16 protein-coding genes and 1 other annotated feature are annotated in these 17,704 nt (G+C 41.7%); of the genes, 3 read left to right on the top strand and 13 right to left on the bottom strand.

The window, feature by feature from the left end; genetic code table 11:
• Positions 1-23: 23 nt before the first annotated feature.
• The 5 genes from KQI91_RS03405 to KQI91_RS03385 form a co-directional block, all read right to left on the bottom strand.
• Positions 24-650 carry a hypothetical protein gene (locus KQI91_RS03405; RefSeq protein ID WP_253288344.1) on the bottom strand — a complete coding sequence of 209 codons (627 nt, stop codon included), beginning with the start codon at positions 648-650 and terminating at the stop codon, positions 24-26.
• Between the two features lie 138 nt (positions 651-788).
• Positions 789-1,679, bottom strand: a complete 891-nt coding sequence (locus KQI91_RS03400) for an ABC transporter ATP-binding protein (protein ID WP_216391477.1) — start codon at positions 1,677-1,679, stop codon at positions 789-791.
• Entirely contained in the window at positions 1,667-2,431 is a 765-nt protein-coding gene (locus KQI91_RS03395; RefSeq protein ID WP_253288343.1) for a hypothetical protein, read from the bottom strand. Before KQI91_RS03395 ends, KQI91_RS03400 begins: the two co-directional genes overlap by 13 nt.
• Complete coding sequence (locus KQI91_RS03390) at positions 2,421-2,951, bottom strand: RNA polymerase sigma factor (protein ID WP_216391475.1); 531 nt, start codon at positions 2,949-2,951, stop codon at positions 2,421-2,423. Before KQI91_RS03390 ends, KQI91_RS03395 begins: the two co-directional genes overlap by 11 nt.
• A gap of 277 nt (positions 2,952-3,228) precedes the next feature.
• The gene (locus tag KQI91_RS03385; protein ID WP_216391474.1) at positions 3,229-3,369 is read right to left on the bottom strand and encodes an Abi family protein; all 141 of its coding nucleotides are present in this window, start codon (positions 3,367-3,369) and stop codon (positions 3,229-3,231) included.
• A gap of 420 nt (positions 3,370-3,789) precedes the next feature.
• Here KQI91_RS03385 and KQI91_RS03380 point away from each other — a divergent pair, with 420 nt between their 5' ends.
• Entirely contained in the window at positions 3,790-4,065 is a 276-nt protein-coding gene (locus tag KQI91_RS03380) for a hypothetical protein (RefSeq protein ID WP_216391473.1), read from the top strand.
• Between the two features lie 30 nt (positions 4,066-4,095).
• Here KQI91_RS03380 and KQI91_RS03375 read toward each other — a convergent pair whose 3' ends face one another.
• The 4 genes from KQI91_RS03375 to treP all read right to left on the bottom strand — a co-directional run bounded on the left by KQI91_RS03375 (position 4,096) and on the right by treP (position 11,198).
• On the bottom strand, positions 4,096-5,778 hold the full coding sequence (locus KQI91_RS03375) for a carbon starvation CstA family protein (protein WP_216391472.1): 1,683 nt from the start codon (positions 5,776-5,778) through the stop codon (positions 4,096-4,098).
• 246 nt (positions 5,779-6,024) lie between these two features.
• Positions 6,025-6,265 (bottom strand) — a binding site (T-box leader).
• Between the two features lie 188 nt (positions 6,266-6,453).
• Positions 6,454-7,236 (bottom strand): ZIP family metal transporter, encoded by a 783-nt coding sequence (locus tag KQI91_RS03370; protein ID WP_216391471.1) that lies wholly within the window; start codon positions 7,234-7,236, stop codon positions 6,454-6,456.
• Between the two features lie 296 nt (positions 7,237-7,532).
• The gene (treC, locus tag KQI91_RS03365) at positions 7,533-9,185 is read right to left on the bottom strand and encodes an alpha,alpha-phosphotrehalase (protein WP_216391470.1); all 1,653 of its coding nucleotides are present in this window, start codon (positions 9,183-9,185) and stop codon (positions 7,533-7,535) included.
• 39 nt (positions 9,186-9,224) lie between these two features.
• A complete protein-coding gene (gene treP / locus KQI91_RS03360) occupies positions 9,225-11,198 on the bottom strand; it encodes a PTS system trehalose-specific EIIBC component (RefSeq protein ID WP_216391469.1) in 1,974 nt (657 codons plus the stop codon).
• Between the two features lie 228 nt (positions 11,199-11,426).
• Here treP and KQI91_RS03355 point away from each other — a divergent pair, with 228 nt between their 5' ends.
• Together KQI91_RS03355 and KQI91_RS03350 are read left to right on the top strand one after the other, a co-directional pair.
• Positions 11,427-12,152, top strand: a complete 726-nt coding sequence (locus KQI91_RS03355) for a UTRA domain-containing protein (RefSeq protein ID WP_216391468.1) — start codon at positions 11,427-11,429, stop codon at positions 12,150-12,152.
• Between the two features lie 135 nt (positions 12,153-12,287).
• Positions 12,288-12,929, top strand: a complete 642-nt coding sequence (locus tag KQI91_RS03350; protein ID WP_216391467.1) for a GDSL-type esterase/lipase family protein — start codon at positions 12,288-12,290, stop codon at positions 12,927-12,929.
• 156 nt (positions 12,930-13,085) lie between these two features.
• Here the strand turns inward: KQI91_RS03350 and eno are convergent, their stop codons facing one another.
• From eno to KQI91_RS03330, 4 genes are all read right to left on the bottom strand, one after another.
• Entirely contained in the window at positions 13,086-14,390 is a 1,305-nt protein-coding gene (eno, locus tag KQI91_RS03345) for a phosphopyruvate hydratase (protein ID WP_334300690.1), read from the bottom strand.
• Between the two features lie 259 nt (positions 14,391-14,649).
• Positions 14,650-15,576: an AEC family transporter gene (locus tag KQI91_RS03340; RefSeq protein ID WP_216391465.1), complete on the bottom strand. Its 927-nt coding sequence runs from the start codon at positions 15,574-15,576 to the stop codon at positions 14,650-14,652.
• Entirely contained in the window at positions 15,563-16,867 is a 1,305-nt protein-coding gene (locus tag KQI91_RS03335; RefSeq protein WP_216391464.1) for an MATE family efflux transporter, read from the bottom strand. Before KQI91_RS03335 ends, KQI91_RS03340 begins: the two co-directional genes overlap by 14 nt.
• On the bottom strand, positions 16,861-17,700 hold the full coding sequence (locus tag KQI91_RS03330) for a TrmH family RNA methyltransferase (protein WP_216391463.1): 840 nt from the start codon (positions 17,698-17,700) through the stop codon (positions 16,861-16,863). Before KQI91_RS03330 ends, KQI91_RS03335 begins: the two co-directional genes overlap by 7 nt.
• Positions 17,701-17,704 lie beyond the last annotated feature (4 nt).

Raw genomic sequence — 17,704 nt, 5'->3', positions numbered from 1 at the left:
TTCAGATATCTGTTTATTCTATTTTATGCCAGTTGCTTTTCTTTATAAGTTATTATTCCCTTCACTAGACATCCTGCCACAACTAAGAGGTTTATTCCCCATATAATCTCACTCATGTAATTATAATAGATATCATTTACTGTCCCCGTCATAATCAGAAATACTGGCATAGCATTTACGATAACCGCCAAAAATCCTCCAAAAAATACTCTTATTAAAACAGGCATGCCCCAACACACGCCAGCGACAATCACTGCACCAAACGAGCTCTCTTGGTATGCTGAAACGCACATAGTAATTGCATTTAATGATAATACAGCCTGAAAATTCAAACTAATCAAAACTATTAAATACTTAAAAAATAATATTGGCTGCATCCTGCAATCAGAAAGTACCAGTGCTGATATATTCTCAGCTCCTTCCAAACCATATACCATCCAACATAATATCAAATTACTCAGTACAATACATAAAAATATAAAACATGTAAATGTAAAAGAAGCTAGTACTTTTGCGGTAATATCCTTTCTTCTCCCTTCTTTCGTACTAAAAATCAATGACAGCATTTTGGTTTGGCTTTCCTCAGCAAAAATAGTCGATATAACACAAATAATCATTATACTCCCAAGAATCAGTCCAAACTGAAGCATTTCAACAAATACTTTCCATCTATGGTTGCAATCTCTCCACCCACTTCAACAAGTCCAAAATATAATAACAGTAACCCTGCCATAGCTAACATTCCAATTTTAAAAATCTTGTTATGAAAAATCTTATAAAGTTCCATTCTATAAAGTCGCAATTCTTTCGCCTCCCTTTATTTGCGAAAGATAAAGATATGCATCTTCAAGTGTACCTTCCACATTCTCTGCATCTTTTGTCGGAATCTTTTGCGAAACAATTCTTAATTCTACATTTTTCCCATAGTTTCTCATATTACTTACAATATAATTATTCTCTATTTGTTCTGCTTCTTCTTGGGAAACAATACATTTCCAAACGTAATCTTTGATTTTTTCCATAATTCCTTTTTCCGTTCCTTCCAGAAGCAGTTCGCCATTTTTCATAATCAAAATTCGATCCGCAATATAATCTATGTCAGATACTATATGTGTGGACAATAATACCATTCTTTTTTCCCCAAGAGAACTAATCACGTTACGAAAACGTACCCTTTCCTTCGGATCAAGTCCTGCTGTTGGTTCATCTAATATCAAAATTTCAGGATCATTCAAAAGAGCCTGTGCAATCCCTATTCTCCTTAACATTCCACCTGAAAAAGTCTTTAGTTTTTTCTTTTTCATATTTTTCAGTTCTACAGCATCTAAAAGTTCATCAATTCGGCTATCCGCATACTCTGCTGGCAAGGCTTTCAAAGCAGCCATATATCTAAGGAAGCGTTCTGCCGTAAATCCACCATAATATCCAAAATCCTGCGGTAAATAACCTAATAACCCACGATATTCTGCTCCCATATAAGAGATTTCAATATCATCGCAATAAATTTTTCCCCCTGTAGGCTTTAAAACTCCGCAAATCAACCGCATTAATGTTGTTTTTCCTGCTCCATTCTCTCCTAATAGTCCATATACACCGTTTGTAAATGTATAATTAAATTTTCTGACCGCTTCTTTGTCCTTATATTTTTTCTGTACATCCGTCAATTTTAATTTGTGCATAAAACTTCTCCACTTTCTATTTTACTGAACAGCCTTTTTACCTGCATAATCAATAAAAAGCCAGCTACAAGAAACACTGCTATCCACCAGCTCAAAGACGTTGCCTGAAGGATTCCCGGAGCCTGTCCAACCACCACATAGCTGACCGATACAAAAATTGCACCCATGCCAAATAAAGCTGTTTTCGCGCCCTTTGTTTCTGTCGATAAAATTCCTAAAAAAATTATGTCAGCTATCAAGTACGGAGTTAAAATATACACCCCCACCTGTAATAGTTCGACTTTCCAATGATAATTCAAATAACCAGCCATCAAAAACAATACCGCTATATTTATCAGTCCTGACAATAACAACCATACCGCAACACATTGTTTAGTGCCAAAATAACAGCTTTTTCCCAATTCACCTATTTTCCCGAAAAACATTTTATCAATTGCACTGATTGAAATTATGCTCAAAATCCCAGCCCAAACCATACATACTGAGATCATCTCCGTTTGCTCCATTCCTATATGTTGTAATATACCAAGTGCAATCATTCCAAAGCAGATAAAAACCCCGTAAAGAATAAAAAATAATTTATCTATATACCAGAATTGATAGCGCAAAATATTTTTCACAGACATTACTGGTCGTCTTCTCTTCTCCAGTTCATCAAGCATTGCATCATATGTCTCTTTTTTCTTTACTTCATCTATACAAAGTTGTTCATCTGCTTTTGCAAAAAGATTCTTTATTTCATTACTTTTCATAATCATTCTCCACTAATTTTTTCAATTGTTTTACTCCTAATCGAAAACGGGATTTTGTTGTAGAAACACTGCATCCCATAATCTTTGCAATATCTTTAAATCTCATTTCCTCATAAATACGCAGAATAATAACTTCTTTAATATTCTGTGAAAGATTTTCTAATAAATTTCTTAAATAAATAACATCTTCTGTGTCGCCCAGCTGATCTTGCATGTTTGGTATGTCAATAATTTTTTCATACTCGACTGCGATAGCTTTTTCTTTTTTATTCCGGAAATAGTCAAAACATATATTTCTTGCAATCATCAAAAGGTATCCTTTGAGATTTTTATGCTTATACGAGGTTCCATATTTCATAAACCTCAAAAATGTTTCTTGGGCAATATCATAAGCATCGTCCTCCATTTGAATCATATACAGACAAAAACGGTAAATATCTTCATAATATCTTTCGACAACAATACCAACGGCCTCTTTATTTCCGCTATGTATTTTCTGAATTAATTCACTGTCTTTCATAGCGTTTTCTCCAATCATAAAATATCCTACATTTATATAACCATAATATCCGTTAAAAAGTTCACTACAGATTATATTTATTTTCAAATATATCTTATCTATCATAATACGCAGGCATTGCATCTCAATGTCTCGTGCCTCTCATGATATAGAATTGTCATTTTTGCAAAAATGACATAATCTAAAGGACTGTTGCTCGTAGAATTGATATCTCTACTGAACAGCAGTCCTTCAAATAATTCGATATATTTCTGACTTCGTGTATTTTTTGATTCTCCTAATCCGTTCCCAGTTCATTTACCTTCAGAGGTCCAAAGTCCTGACAGACTTTAATCTGTATGCGTCCCTTCTGACTGGCATATATTTTTGATAACTGCCCGATCGTAAGAACATTCATCTGCTTTACAAATTTATCCATATAAATAACGAAAGGCTCCCGTAGGAGCCTTCCGGACTATGAGCTTCTCAAGTTTCCATAGTGCGATCACTGAACATAGCTTAGCCTTTCCAAAAAAGTTTGTCAAGGAGAATATACCCATTTTAGTTTATGTGTGTCCACATTAAATAATGCGCGTATTGGATTAAATATACACAATTTCTTTTAACACAGTCTCTTCCGCAGCATTCCGAATATTATTGACTGCGATGGAATCAACATTGAAGTAATTCCTATTTCGAAATGGTTATTGGAAAAAGAATCATAAAAACAAGATGCAGTGAATTCCTTCATGATTTTACAAAGATTTTTCATTACTCCGCATTTGTATTTTACAATCCCTCACTATAATGAAAACAAATCAAAAAACAATCATTTTTCATTAAGAAATGAGGGATTACAATGTATAAAACTTTATGGAACTATGTCAGCAAACATTCAAAAAAATTTTCTACCGCAACCGTTTTTCTCCCTGTTCTGGTGCTTGGCTGGACAGTTATCGGACTCTTTATCGGAACTCTGATCTGTCCGCTCCTCCAGAATACAGCCACACTTGTCAAAGCAACTGTTATTCTTTGTTCCGGTGGCTATGCAGGTCTGATCCTCGGATTTTTCGGCGGTATCTTCTATATTTACAAAGAAACTGCAAACCTTCCTCATACTGCCGCTGATTTATAATTTACGTTTATTCTTCTTCATTTATCTTTATTATGCTTCCTGTTTTTCGAACAGTTTCTTAACACCCTGGATTGCTACCAGTACACCAAGGATCAGCAGTAATACTGCAAATACAAGCTGTAATGTATTTCCAAGATCAAGGCCTGTTGAGAACAGTGCTTTTGAAAGTTTTGTAATTGTCATTCCAAGTGCTGTAAAGGTAACAGCCATCATGAACACCATCGGGATCCAGAGCATGCAGCCCTGACGTTTGGTTTTCTTTAAGAATACCGCACACGCAACAAGTGCAAGTACAGATAACAGCTGGTTTGCAGAACCAAACAGCGGCCAGATCTCCGCATATCCGACTTTTGTAAGCATGTAGGCAAGTACCAGTGTGATGACAGTTGCAAAATATTTATTGGTTACCACTTTCAGGAACGGGCTCATATTTTCCTCATCTGTATCAGAATCCATGAAAAATTCCTGGAATGACAGACGACCTACCCGGGCAACTGAGTCAAGGGATGTCAGTGCAAAAGCTGATACCGCAAGGTTGATCAGTGTAAATACGAGTGAATGCGGAAGACCAACTACAGAAAGGAAGTTTGCGATAGCTCCTGCAAAGATCTGCGGCTGAGTAGTCAGTCCCTGTGCTGCTGCCTCGCCGTCTGCAAAAGATGCAACTGCGATCAGTGCGATGATTGCAAGCATACTTTCCATAAGCATTGCACCAAAGGAAACCGGAAGCATGTTCTTTTCATTTTTGATCTGTTTGGATGCTGTACCGGAAGAAACCAGTGAATGGAAACCGGAAACTGCACCACAGGCAATTGTTACAAATAAGATCGGGAACATATACTGTCCGTCTACATTAAAGCTTGTAAATGCTTTAAGATTACAGGACGGATTTGCTACAAACACACCAATAACAGCGCCGACGATCATAAATATAAGCAGGTAACTGTTCAGATAGTCACGTGGCTGAAGCAAAGCCCATACCGGGGCAACACTGGCAATCAGAATATATACAAATATAATGATGTGCCATGTTCCAAGGCTTACATACATTGGAAAGTTCAGTCCAAGAGCGATTGCTGCTACCAATAATAAGATTGCTACCGCAGTGTTGACCCACTTGTTAAACTTTGTATATTTAAGGAAAAATCCAAGTGCGACTGCTTCCAGAATAAACAGCATGGAAGTAGTTGCAACGGCTCCGTTTGCGGCTACTTTTGTAACAGCACCTGCATCACTTGTCGCAAATCCGTTAAAGGTTCCAGCTACAACATCTGCGAATGCTGCAACAACCAGGATACAGAACAGCCAGCAAAACAGAAGAAATAATTTCTTTCCTAATTTACCAATATATTCTTCAATAATATATCCGATTGTACGTCCTTTGTTCTTTACAGATGCATACATGGAAGCAAAATCCTGTACAGCTCCAAAGAAGACACCACCGATCAGAATCCAGAGCATTACCGGAAGCCATCCAAAAATTGCTGCCTGGATAGGTCCGTTGATCGGGCCCGCACCTGCGATCGATGCAAACTGATGGCCAAATACTACATTGGTATCTGCCGGTACATAGTCTACTCCGTCTTCCATTTCATATGCCGGTGTTTTGGCTTTTGGGTCAATTCCCCATTTGTTCTGGAGATAACGGCCATACAGAAGATATGCTCCACCGAGCACTACTATGGCTATTACCATCATTAATATTCCACTCATAATCTTTCCCCTTTTCTTTTGGTATAATTTTGTATATAGATCAAAGCGGACAAGTCCGCTCCAAACTCCCTGAATCCCTCAATCATTAAGGGACTTGCTACGCTTTGCGCGCTAGATGCAGTCTGCTTTAGCAGACATATTCCAAATGCATCTAGTCGCATTCTCGCAGAGCGTTTTTTACTTTATTGGAATATTACGAAGTAATTTCCTGTAAAGTAAAAAAACGCCTCTGCTATCCGGTTGGATAACAAAGGCGGAATGTTCCGTGGTACCACTTTGTATTACCATATCTATTACTAAATATGATCTCTCGTTACTGTCTCTGTAAACAGTTTCTTCTGTAACGTGAAGACTACGTCCCAGCTTACTCAAAATTCAGTGGGATGCTCCCGGGTGATATCACAAAATACTTTCTGCCGCTTCTCACCATCAGCGGCTCTCTGTAATCCGGTTTCCTTTTGTGACCTGTCCTGTTCGATGCATTTCTCTTTTTTATTTATCTAATGTTTTACTCCTTTTTTTCTAAAATATCAACAGCAAGTTTAGATATATTTTACAATTATATCAGCATTTTTTTATGCACTTTTACCTGGTACAGTATTCCGCAAATAACTATATCAATTACGCAGGCAAACGATTGACATAGTTATTTCGTGAATGCTGTACTAGCTTATATTATCCCAACGCTACATCGAGAATCATCATCAACGTAAATCCGACTGCAAAAAAAATCGTTCCAACATTGGAATGCTCCCCGGCAGACATCTCCGGTATCAGCTCTTCTACAACAACGTAAAGCATGGCTCCCGCCGCAAAACTCAGGAGATACGGCAGTGCCGGAACGATCAGTCCGGCTGCAAGAATCGTCAATACTGCACCGACCGGCTCCACGATTCCGGATAACACACCCCCAACAAAGGCCTTTGTTTTTCCCATTCCTTCGGAGCGGAGAGGCATGGAAATGATCGCCCCCTCCGGGAAATTCTGGATTGCAATTCCAAGTGACAGTGCCAGTGCACCCATCAGTGTGATCTGAGCATTTCCGGTCAGATAACCGGCATAAACAACACCAACCGCCATTCCTTCCGGAATGTTATGGAGAGTAACCGCAAGTACAAGCATTGTTGTTTTTTGCAGACGACTCTTGGGACCTTCCGCTTTATCAGTTTGTTGATGCAGGTGTGGAATAATATGATCCAGTAAAAGCAGGAATAACACTCCCGCCCAGAAACCAGCTGCTGCCGGGACAAACGAGAGCTTTCCCATTTCTTCTGACTGTTCAAGTGCCGGAATCAAGAGACTCCATACAGATGCAGCAACCATAACTCCTGCTGCAAATCCGGTCAGACATCGCTGTACCCACTGATTCAGGTCTTTCTTCATAAAAAAGACGCAGGCAGCACCGGCTGATGTTCCGATAAACGGAATCAAAATCCCATAAAATACATTTAAATTCATCCTCTTCCTCCATTGTGCATTCGATGATTACCATTCAGGCAGCCAGATTCAAATGCCATTCTGTTTACAATATATGCAATATCCTTCTGAAACGTTCATTCGCTGTATAAGTTAGTTTTATTTAACTTATACAAATCATTATACCCTCTTCCACTCCACCCTGCAATACATATTTCATCAAATTTTACACTATGTATAAACACAGCAAAAAATGACCCTCTTTCCATTTCTGAAAATCAGGTCATTTAACTTTCTATTGTATCAGACACCTCACATCATTACACAAACTCCATATTTTATTTTTCCAGTACAAGTGTCTCATACGGCTGCAATACAATTTCGTTGCGTCCGTCTTTCTCATCTCGGCTGCTGCTTTCATAATTTCCCAGAAGTTTATGATAAGTTTTCCACTCTAGATTCATCTGGAGCACGATTTTTCCACCAGTCAGATTATTGAATACGACCAGTTCCTCTTCTTTGTAATTTCTTTTATATGCAAGCACATCTGCATTGTCCCTCTCCAAAAATTCAATTGTTCCCTGAGAGATCACTGCTTTCTCTTTGCGGAGTTCAATCAGTTTCTTATAAAAGGAGTAAATGGAATCTGGATCCTGCATTTCTTTTTCTACATTAATGTCTTTGTAATTTTCAATTACAGAAATCCATGGTTCTGCCTCTGAAAATCCCGCGTTTTTCTCCGCGGACCACTGCATTGGAGTTCTACTGTTGTCTCTGGACTTTGCTGCAAGGATTTCCAACGCCTCTTCTTTGGACTTTCCTTCTGAGAGAAGAATCTCATAATAATTCAGACTCTCCACATCGCGATACTGGGAAATATCAGTATAATGCGCGTTCGTCATTCCAATCTCTTCTCCCTGATAAATATAAGGAGTTCCACGCATCAGATGAACAGATGCAGCAAGCATTTTGGCAGACTCTTTCCAGTATCTCTTTTCATCTCCGAATCTGGATACAATACGCGGTTGATCATGGTTACACCAGAAAAGTGCGTTCCAACCATTGTTTTCCTGCATGCCCTCCTGCCAGTCTTCGAACAGTTTCTTGAGTGCCATGTGATCCGGCTCCATGAGCGACCATTTATCGCCATTTTTGTAATCTACTTTGAGATGATGAAAATTGAAACACATGGAGAGTTCTTTTTCTTCCGGGTTGGAATAGCGGACACAGTTATCCAGAGAAGTGGAAGACATTTCTCCGACTGTGATCATATCTGCAATCCCTGTGTTCGCCGTTAGTTCTTTGAGATATTCATGAACATGCGGGCCATCTGTATAAAATCTTCTTCCGTCTCCCTCAAGATCATCTTCAAATACTTCCGGTTTGGAAATTACGTTTACCACATCGAAGCGGAATCCTTTCACTCCTTTGTCCTTCCAGAAGCGAATAACCTTTTTCAGCTCTTCACGCACCTTTGGATTTTCCCAGTTCAGATCTGCCTGGCTGACATCATAAAGATGCAGATACCATTTGCCAAGCTCCGGAACATACTCCCATGCAGAGCCGCCGAATTTGGACTGCCAGTTGGTCGGTACCTGATCCGGTGTTCCGTCTCTGAAAATATAGTAATCCTGATATTCTTTTTCACCGGCGAGTGCCTTCCGGAACCACTCATGGTCTGTGGAAGTATGATTAAACACCATGTCCATCATAAGTCCGATATTTCGCTCATTGCATCCTGCAATCAGATCATCCATGTCTTTCATTGTGCCGAACCGGGGATTGATCCTGTAATAATCAGCAACATCATAACCATTGTCATTCATCGGTGAAACGAATACCGGTGTGATCCACAGATAATCGATATCGAGCCCTTTCAGATAGTCCAGCTTCTGAATGATTCCTCTGATATCGCCATGACCATCGCCATTGGAATCTTTGAACGATTTCGGATAAATCTGATATACAACTTTATTTCCTAATTCCAGCATACTGTACTCCCTTTCTGTCAATGTTCACAACACCTTCATTTATTCAAATGATGCAATTTCTGTCTTGCCTGCTTCTGCCTGCATACCGGTTCTGAACTGAATCTTCTTTGCATCTCCTTCTTCTGTGATAATGCAGACCGTTACGTCCGGATGCCCCGCCGCTTTGATCTTCTCTCTGTCAAAACGAATCAATGGTGTACCCGCTTTTACCTTCTGATTTTCAGAGACCAGATATTCAAATCCATCACCTTTCATCTCTACGGTATCAATTCCAACATGAAGCAGAATTTCCATTCCATTCGCCAGTACAAGTCCACAAGCATGTCTTGATTCTTCCATCAGCATGGTTACTTCCGCATCTGCCGGTGCATATAAAATACCGTCTTCCGGCACAATCGCAAGTCCCTCTCCCATCATTCCCTCAGAAAAAACGCCGTCATTTACTTCTTTTAATGGAATCACTTTTCCTGTAAGGAAAGCTTTCAGAACTGATACTGTTTCCTGTGTATTTTTTGTTCCTGTATCTTCACTCTGTACTGTGATTTCTTCTGTACTCTGTGCCACCTCGTTTTTTTCACTGCCAGCCTGTCCCATTTCCACCGGAGAAAGCTTTTTCTTTCCAACAATGAAAGTAAGGACTAACGGGATCACAAAGGCGATCACCATGCATACTGCAAAGCTTCCCATATATTTCGGCTGAATAGAAAGGATTCCCGGAATTCCACCGACACCTACCGCATTTGCTGTTGTGTTTGTTGCCACACATACAATTGCAGCAACTGCAGATCCAATCATTCCACAGATAAACGGGAAACCGTATTTCAGATTGACACCAAAGATTGCCGGCTCGGTAACACCAAGATAACAGGAAATTCCTGACGGAACGTTGACTTCCTGGGCTGCTGAATTCTTCTTCTGGAGAATCATCATGGCTACAACTGCAGAACCCTGCGCGATGTTGGATAAAGCGATCATCGGCCACAGCATGGTTCCGCCGTAGTCAGCGATAAGCTGAAGGTCAATTGCATTTGACATATGATGAAGTCCTGTGATAACCAACGGAGCATAAACAAATCCAAAAATTGCTCCAAATACAACTTTGAAAGAACCTGTGATTCCTGCATATACAACTGCTGAAATTGCGGATCCGATCTTCCAGCCAATCGGTCCAACTACAAAATGTGCTGCCATAACTGCAAGTACCAGGCTGCAGAATGGAACAACGACCATGGATATCACCTGCGGTGTAATCTTCCTGAAAAATTTCTCCAGATATACAAGTACGAACGCTGCCAGAATTGCCGGCAGTACCTGTGCCTGATAACCGATCATATTAACTTTGACAAATCCGAAATCCCACTTTGGAATATCCGCAGCGGCTGTACCTGCTACGGAATAAGCGTTCAAAAGCTGTCCGGAAACCAGTGTCAGACCAAGCACGATTCCAAGCATCTGTGTGGTTCCCATCTTCTTGGTAACAGACCAGCAGATTCCTACTGGCAGCATATGGAAGATTGCCTCGCCAATCAGCCACAGAAAGCTGTCCATACCTGCCCAGAACTGACTGATATCGCACAGTGTCTTCGTTCCCTTTTCAAAAAAGTAAATACTGTCAATGCAGTTTCTGAAGCCCAGGATCAGACCGCCGGTAATGATTGCCGGAATCAGCGGAGCAAAAATCTCAGCCAGTGCTGCAACCAGCCTCTGGATGATGTTCTGATTTTTCTTCGCCGCCTGTTTGACTGCGTCTTTGGAAACACCCTCCACGCCGGCAGCTTTGACAAAGTCATTGTAAAAGTCTGCGACTGCATTTCCAATGATTACCTGAAACTGACCTGCCTGTGTGAAACATCCCTTCGTTACTTTCATGGCTTCGATTGCCTCCACATCAGCCTTTGATGTATCTGTCAGCACGAAACGCATTCTGGTAACACAATGTGATACTGCTGCAATGTTTTCTCTGCCGCCAACCAACCGCAGCAGTTCTTCTGCATCCTGTGCATATTTGCCCATCGTTCTCTCCTCCATTTACATTCAACTTGTTTAAACATCTTTATCGTAATTCTTTTATATCATATTTGTTTAAACATGTCAATTACATTTTTAAAATTTGTTTGAACAAGTTATTCGTTTTTCGTTGCACTTTCTTTTCAGGGGCTTTATAATAGAAAATAAGAATTGCCAAATGAAAAACATTTCTCAGACATCATCAGTTACACATACACAGGAAAGGAGAAACAAATGCCAAAAAGCATTTATGAGGATATATACAAAGACTTAAAACAAAAAATAGAAAACAATACATTTGCTTATCAGGAACTTCTGCCCCCCGAAAACAGTCTGATCCAGACATACGGCTGTTCCCGCAACACGCTGCGCCGTGCCGTAGGGCTGCTTGTAAACGATGGGTATGTGCAGACCATGCAGGGAAAAGGAGTCCGCAATATTTATCAGCCATGTGAGCAGACTGCCTTTACGATCGGTGAGATTGAGACCTTCACAGAATCTGCTGTGAGAAACGGACAGCAGGCTTTTACCCGGGTCGCACTGTTCACCGAACTTCAGTTAAATAAAAAACAGGCCGCCATGACCGGTTTTCCCGAAAATGCAGAAGTTTATTATATTCAGAGAATTCATTATCTTGATGATGTTCCGCTGATCATCAACCACAATTATTTTCTCAAAGAAGCTGTGCCTGGCCTGACAAAGGAAATAGCTGAACATTCTATCTATCAGTATCTTGAAAACACACTGCATATGACCATCGTCAACAGCAAAAGGATCATGACTGTCGAAAAAGTCACTGAAATTGATGAAAAATATCTGGCTCTGAATATCAAAGACTATAACTGTGTTGCTGTTGTCAGCAGCCAGACTTATAACAGTGATGGCGTAATGTTCGAGTACACCCAGTCCCGCCACCGCCCGGATCATTTCCGCTTCTATGATAATGCTGTCCGAAAATAAAATCTCGGACAGCATTGTTATTTTGCTGTTCATTTCATTCGCAACTACTTGACATTTGATAATAAAACGTTTATTATATTAACATATTTGTTTGGTATGTTTATATGGTTTTATTTAATTAAGGAGCGTGATCTTATGAACATCTTATGTTTTGGTGATTCCAATACCTGGGGATACAAGCCGGACAAATCCGGACGTTTTGATGAAAAAACAAGATGGACCGGGCTTTTGCAGAAAAAACTCGGACCGGAATATCATATTATTGAAGAAGGGCTTTGCGGCAGAACGACTGTCTTTCAGGATGAACTTCGTGAAGGTCGCCGCGGACTGGATCTGATCGGGGTTACTGTCGAGATGCACAACCCGATCGACCTCGTCATTATCATGCTCGGCACGAATGACTGCAAGACCCGCTATCGCGCTTCCGCCAGTGTAATTGCCAATGGTCTGAATCAGGTGATTCGAAAAGCACGCCAGAATGCATCTCAGCACTTTGACCTGCTGGTTATCTCCCCGATCCATCTGGGAGCCGGTGTCGGAGATGCCGATTTTGATCCGGAATTTGACCCGGCTTCAGAGACCGTATCCCGGAATCTTGCCAGTGAATACCGTAAGGTTGCACTCCAGAATCATGCTGCCTTCTTAAATGCTGCTGATTTTGCAACTCCAAGCATTACTGACCGTGAACATATGGATGAAAAGGGGCATGCCGCACTGGCCGAGGCAGTTTATGATAAGATTATTGCACTCCAGAAAGGCCTTTCTAATGTAATCTGAGCAGAATTATCCATCCTCCTTAAACTCCTGAACAAAATAAAAATCTCCGGCTGCTGACCGATGACCCAAAACACCTGTCAGTTATGTCGGAGATTTTTTTGTGAATGTTATTTATGAATGACTATTATTGAATGAATAAGTATCTATAAATGAAAATTAATCCTGTTTTACGTTGAATGCTTTCATTCCCGGATATACTGCGCTTGCACCAAGTTCTTCTTCGATGCGGAGAAGCTGATTGTATTTTGCAACACGCTCAGAACGGCTTGGTGCACCGGTCTTGATCTGGCAGGTATTCAGGGCAACCGCAAGATCTGCAATTGTTGTATCTGCTGTTTCACCGGAACGATGGGAGGAGATTGCTGTATATCCTGCTTTGTGAGCCATCTTGATCGCTTCCAGAGTTTCGGAAACAGAACCAATCTGATTCAGTTTAATCAGGATTGCATTTCCTGCACCAAGTTCGATACCTTTTGCAAGTCTTTCTGTATTAGTTACAAACAGGTCATCACCGACAAGCTGTACTTTGTCACCAAGTCTTGCAGTAAGTTTCTGCCATCCTTCCCAGTCTTCTTCATCCAGACCATCTTCGATAGAAATGATCGGATATTTCTCGCAGAGTTTTGCCCAGTGCTCAATGAGTTCTTCTGCTGTATATTCTGTACCCGCTTTTGGAAGTTTATAGTAACCTTTGCCTTTTTCACTCTTCCATTCAGAAGATGCTGCATCCATAGCGATTTTGAAATCTTTTCCTGGTTCATATCCTGCTTTTTTAACAGCTTCCAGAATTGTTTCGATTGCTTCTTCATCGGATTTGAGTGCCGGTGCAAAACCGCCTTCATCACCTACTGATGTAGCAAGTCCACGCTCTTTCAGGATAGAAGCAAGTGCATGGAAAACTTCTGCACACCATCTTAAGCATTCTTTGAAAGAAGGTGCCCCAACCGGCATGATCATGAATTCCTGAACATCCAGTCCTGAAGACAGTGCATGGCATCCACCATTTACAATGTTCATCATCGGAACCGGCAGACGATTTCCGGATACCCCGCCAAGAAAACGATACAGCGGAATCTCCAGTGCTGTAGCTGCTGCTCTGCAGCATGCAATAGATACTGCAAGGATTGCGTTTGCACCCAGATTTGATTTATCTTTTGTTCCGTCTGCTGCAATCATAGCTGCATCCACTGCATAAATATCGCTTGCATCCAGTCCTTCAATTGCCTTATTGATGACTGTATTGATATTTTCAACGGCTTTCTGAACGCCTTTTCCGAGGTAACGTGCTTTATCTCCATCTCTGAGCTCCAGTGCTTCAAATTCACCTGTAGATGCTCCACTCGGTGCGGTTCCTCTTCCTACAGTTCCATCCAGCAGATAAACTTCTGCTTCTACTGTCGGATTTCCTCTGGAATCCAGAATTTCTCTTCCTACTACTTTTTCAATCTCAAGGTACATGATTAATCCCCTTTCTACTACCTTTCAGCACAGCTTCCAACATTTATGCCGGGCTTTGGCTGATTTATTCACGCAAGAGTTTCTTTTCTCTAACTCTATGGTTAGTATAAACTAATCGCAGAAGTCATGCAAGAGTTTTCCACTTTCATTATTGAGAAGATATATCGTTACTGTTCACTCCGTTCACGGTAACTTGGTCACACAAAAAAGAAGACCGACATCTGTTCCAAAAATTGGGGTCAGATATCCGTCTTCTTTTTTATCATATGTACTGCAAAAGCCAGCAGATAAACGGCAGTGTCACGATGCTGCATATCGTCGTCACGAACACACCGCCCAGTGCATAATCGCCATCTGACCCGCTACTGTTTGCCATCATAACTACAGAAGTCATCGCCGGCATTCCTGCGATCAGAGCCATTGTCAGATGGATTTCTTCTGAAATCGTAAACAGATGCAGAACACCATACATGATGACCGGAATCAGAAGCATCTTGACCAGTACGATTCCGTAAAGGGCAAGTTCTTTCAGGTATCTGCGGATATCAATGCACGCAAATACGCCGCCCACATAAATCATGGCAAGCGGAGATGCGGTCGCGCCTATCTTCTGCAGTCCTGTATCCAGAAGCTGTGGAATCTTAATTCCTGTTATCACAAGAAAAAGTGCGGCAAAGATCGCCACAGTTGCCGGATTGATCAGTTTTCGTGGATTAAATCTGCCTTTTCCACATGGAGTCGTCAGTTTTACCCCCACTGTCCACAACATAAGCTGATCGATCACGGTAAATACGGAAACATAGAGGATTCCATTCTGTGGAAAAATACTCATAATGATCGGGATGCCCATAAAACCAACATTGCCAAACATGGTCATTGCCTGATAGATTCCTGCCTGGTCACCCTCAAGGTGAAATAATTTTGTCATTCCCAGACTTATAAGGAACATGCAGATATAAAATACTGCTGCGATAACCAGAATAGATAGGGAATGAAAAAGCGTATCCCGCTCCACACCGTCTATGATATTGACAAAGATCATCACCGGCAGTGCCATCTTGATCACAAATCTTGAGATCGGATCGAGAGTTTCACCGTTCAGTACTTTTGTTTTTACCAGGATCATGCCTGCCAGAATGTAGATTACAAACAGACCGATCTGCTGAAGCAAAATCTCAAGCGTATTCATTTGTTTTCCTGCTTTCTTTGTGTTTCGACAAAATCAGAATAACTGCCAGGGTGATCATTTCAGATGCCAGGAAGGACAGCCACACACCGTTCATTCCCAGGACCCTGGAAAGTACGATCGCACAGATTCCGATCGCGATCGCACCTCGAAGCAGAGAACCGATGATCGCCGGACGCGCGTTTGCTGTTGCGGAAAAATAGGCAACAAGCATGATATTGACTCCTGCGAATAAAAATCCCAGGAAGTATAAACGCAGGCCTGTGTGTGCGTATTCCAGAAGAAGCTGGTTATTTTCGCTGTTGAATACCGCAATAAAAGGATCTGTAAAGATCCAGACCAGTGCGACCATGACAATTTCTACAACAACCACACTCTTTAAAGCCCAGCCAAGAAGTTTTTTTACTGCATCAGCCGCACCTCTGCCATAGTATTCACTGATCATAGGCTGTGCGCCCTGTGCCATACCATTCATGATCGCCATTCCCACAAGTGACAGGTTTGCCACAACTCCATATGCAGCAACACCGGTGCTTCCGGTAAGTCCAAGGATCAGCATATTAAAGATGAATGTGAGCACTGCGGAGGAAATTTCTCCCACGAACGCAGACACGCCAAGCTGACAGCAGGAGATCAGATGCCGCAGGGACAGTTTTTTCCATTTAAAACCAATGTTACATTTTTTGCTCAGGTAATGTTTCGAACATGTCAGCATAGTGACGATCGGGCAAAACGCAGTTGCCAGTGCTGCTCCGGAGAATCCAAGACCTGCCGGAAAAATAAAAATATAGTCGAATACGATATTAAAGGCACTGCCGGCGAGAGAACCCGCCATTACTGTTGAAGTTGCATTGTCATTTCTCGCAAATGCGGTAACAGAATAATTACACATAAAGAACGGTGCAAAAACAAGAACGATCCGCAGATAAGTTTTGCCGAGTTCGACCAGACCTGCATCTGCCCCAAGGAGTGCCAGAAATTTATCCGGGACAAAAATTCCTGTCAGTATAAACGGGATACTGCATAGCAGCGTCCAACAGACCGACTGCATAAAGTAATGGTCTGCATCTTCGCCTTTGGCTTTGCTGATGCCATATCTCGTCGCAGAACCAATCCCGATCATTGATCCGATCGCATACATCATTCCAAATACCGGCAATATCAGATTAAGAACAGCCAGCCCGTCTGCACCTGAGCTGATCGATATAAAAAAAGTGTCCGCAAGAATGTAAACGGACATCCCCATCATACCTGCCACACTCTGAAAAACATATTTTGAAAATCTTTTTAACATTTGTCGTATCTCCTTCTGCCGAGTTCCCAGAATGCTACGGCACTTGCAGCTGCTACATTCAGGGAATCGACGCCGTGTGACATTGGGATCTTTACTGTGTAGTCGCAGTCTGCAATGGTCTGTGATGCCAGTCCATCTCCTTCTGTACCGAGAACGATGGCAAGCTTTTCTTCTGCGAGAAGCTTTGGATCATCAATGCTGAAAGAATCCTCACGAAGTGCCATTGCCACGGTTTTGAAACCAAGGTTCCGGATTGCTTTCATCCCCTCCTCTGGCCAGGAGGATTTTTTGTCAAAATATGTCCATGGAATCTGGAAAACCGTACCCATGCTCACACGGGCAGCTCTTCGATAAAGCGGGTCGCTGCATCCACTGGTCAGAAGGACCGCATCCATATGAAGTGCCGCTGCACTGCGGAAAATGGCTCCGATATTTGTCGGATTTACAACATTTTCCAGGATTGCGATGCGGCTGGTATTCTGACAGATTTCCTCTACAGACGGGAGCCGGCGGCGTTTCATGGCACAAAGCATGCCCCTCGCCAGCGCATAGCCGGTCATTTCCACAAGGACATCATATTCTGCTGTGTATACCGGAATTCCCGGATATCGCTCCAGGATCTGCTTCGCCTCGCCTTCCAGATCTTTGTGCTCGACAAGGAAAGAAAGCGGTTCGTAGCCCGCATTTAATGCACGCTCGATCACCTTCGGACTTTCCGCAATAAAAATCCCCGGCTTCGGCTCATAATACCGCAGAAGCTGCACTTCCGATGTCCGCGCGTATACATCTAATTCCGGGGCGGTGATGTCGTTGATTTCAATTATATTGTTCATTTTT

This window comes from Blautia sp. MSJ-19 (assembly GCF_018918125.1).
Taxonomy (GTDB): domain Bacteria; phylum Bacillota; class Clostridia; order Lachnospirales; family Lachnospiraceae; genus Blautia_A.
This window is presented reverse-complemented; position numbering and strand designations above follow the sequence as displayed.

What these genes read in the sequence shown, in the direction of transcription:
- KQI91_RS03405 (WP_253288344.1), bottom strand. Translation starts at nt 650, where the DNA reads ATGCTTCAGTTTGGACTGATTCTTGGGAGTATAATGATTATTTGTGTT.
- KQI91_RS03400 (WP_216391477.1), bottom strand. Translation starts at nt 1,679, where the DNA reads ATGCACAAATTAAAATTGACGGATGTACAGAAAAAATATAAGGACAAA.
- KQI91_RS03395 (WP_253288343.1), bottom strand. Translation starts at nt 2,431, where the DNA reads ATGAAAAGTAATGAAATAAAGAATCTTTTTGCAAAAGCAGATGAACAA.
- KQI91_RS03390 (WP_216391475.1), bottom strand. Translation starts at nt 2,951, where the DNA reads ATGAAAGACAGTGAATTAATTCAGAAAATACATAGCGGAAATAAAGAG.
- KQI91_RS03385 (WP_216391474.1), bottom strand. Translation starts at nt 3,369, where the DNA reads ATGGATAAATTTGTAAAGCAGATGAATGTTCTTACGATCGGGCAGTTA.
- KQI91_RS03380 (WP_216391473.1), top strand. Translation starts at nt 3,790, where the DNA reads ATGTATAAAACTTTATGGAACTATGTCAGCAAACATTCAAAAAAATTT.
- KQI91_RS03375 (WP_216391472.1), bottom strand. Translation starts at nt 5,778, where the DNA reads ATGAGTGGAATATTAATGATGGTAATAGCCATAGTAGTGCTCGGTGGA.
- KQI91_RS03370 (WP_216391471.1), bottom strand. Translation starts at nt 7,236, where the DNA reads ATGAATTTAAATGTATTTTATGGGATTTTGATTCCGTTTATCGGAACA.
- treC (WP_216391470.1), bottom strand. Translation starts at nt 9,185, where the DNA reads ATGCTGGAATTAGGAAATAAAGTTGTATATCAGATTTATCCGAAATCG.
- treP (WP_216391469.1), bottom strand. Translation starts at nt 11,198, where the DNA reads ATGGGCAAATATGCACAGGATGCAGAAGAACTGCTGCGGTTGGTTGGC.
- KQI91_RS03355 (WP_216391468.1), top strand. Translation starts at nt 11,427, where the DNA reads ATGCCAAAAAGCATTTATGAGGATATATACAAAGACTTAAAACAAAAA.
- KQI91_RS03350 (WP_216391467.1), top strand. Translation starts at nt 12,288, where the DNA reads ATGAACATCTTATGTTTTGGTGATTCCAATACCTGGGGATACAAGCCG.
- KQI91_RS03340 (WP_216391465.1), bottom strand. Translation starts at nt 15,576, where the DNA reads ATGAATACGCTTGAGATTTTGCTTCAGCAGATCGGTCTGTTTGTAATC.
- KQI91_RS03335 (WP_216391464.1), bottom strand. Translation starts at nt 16,867, where the DNA reads ATGTTAAAAAGATTTTCAAAATATGTTTTTCAGAGTGTGGCAGGTATG.
- KQI91_RS03330 (WP_216391463.1), bottom strand. Translation starts at nt 17,700, where the DNA reads ATGAACAATATAATTGAAATCAACGACATCACCGCCCCGGAATTAGAT.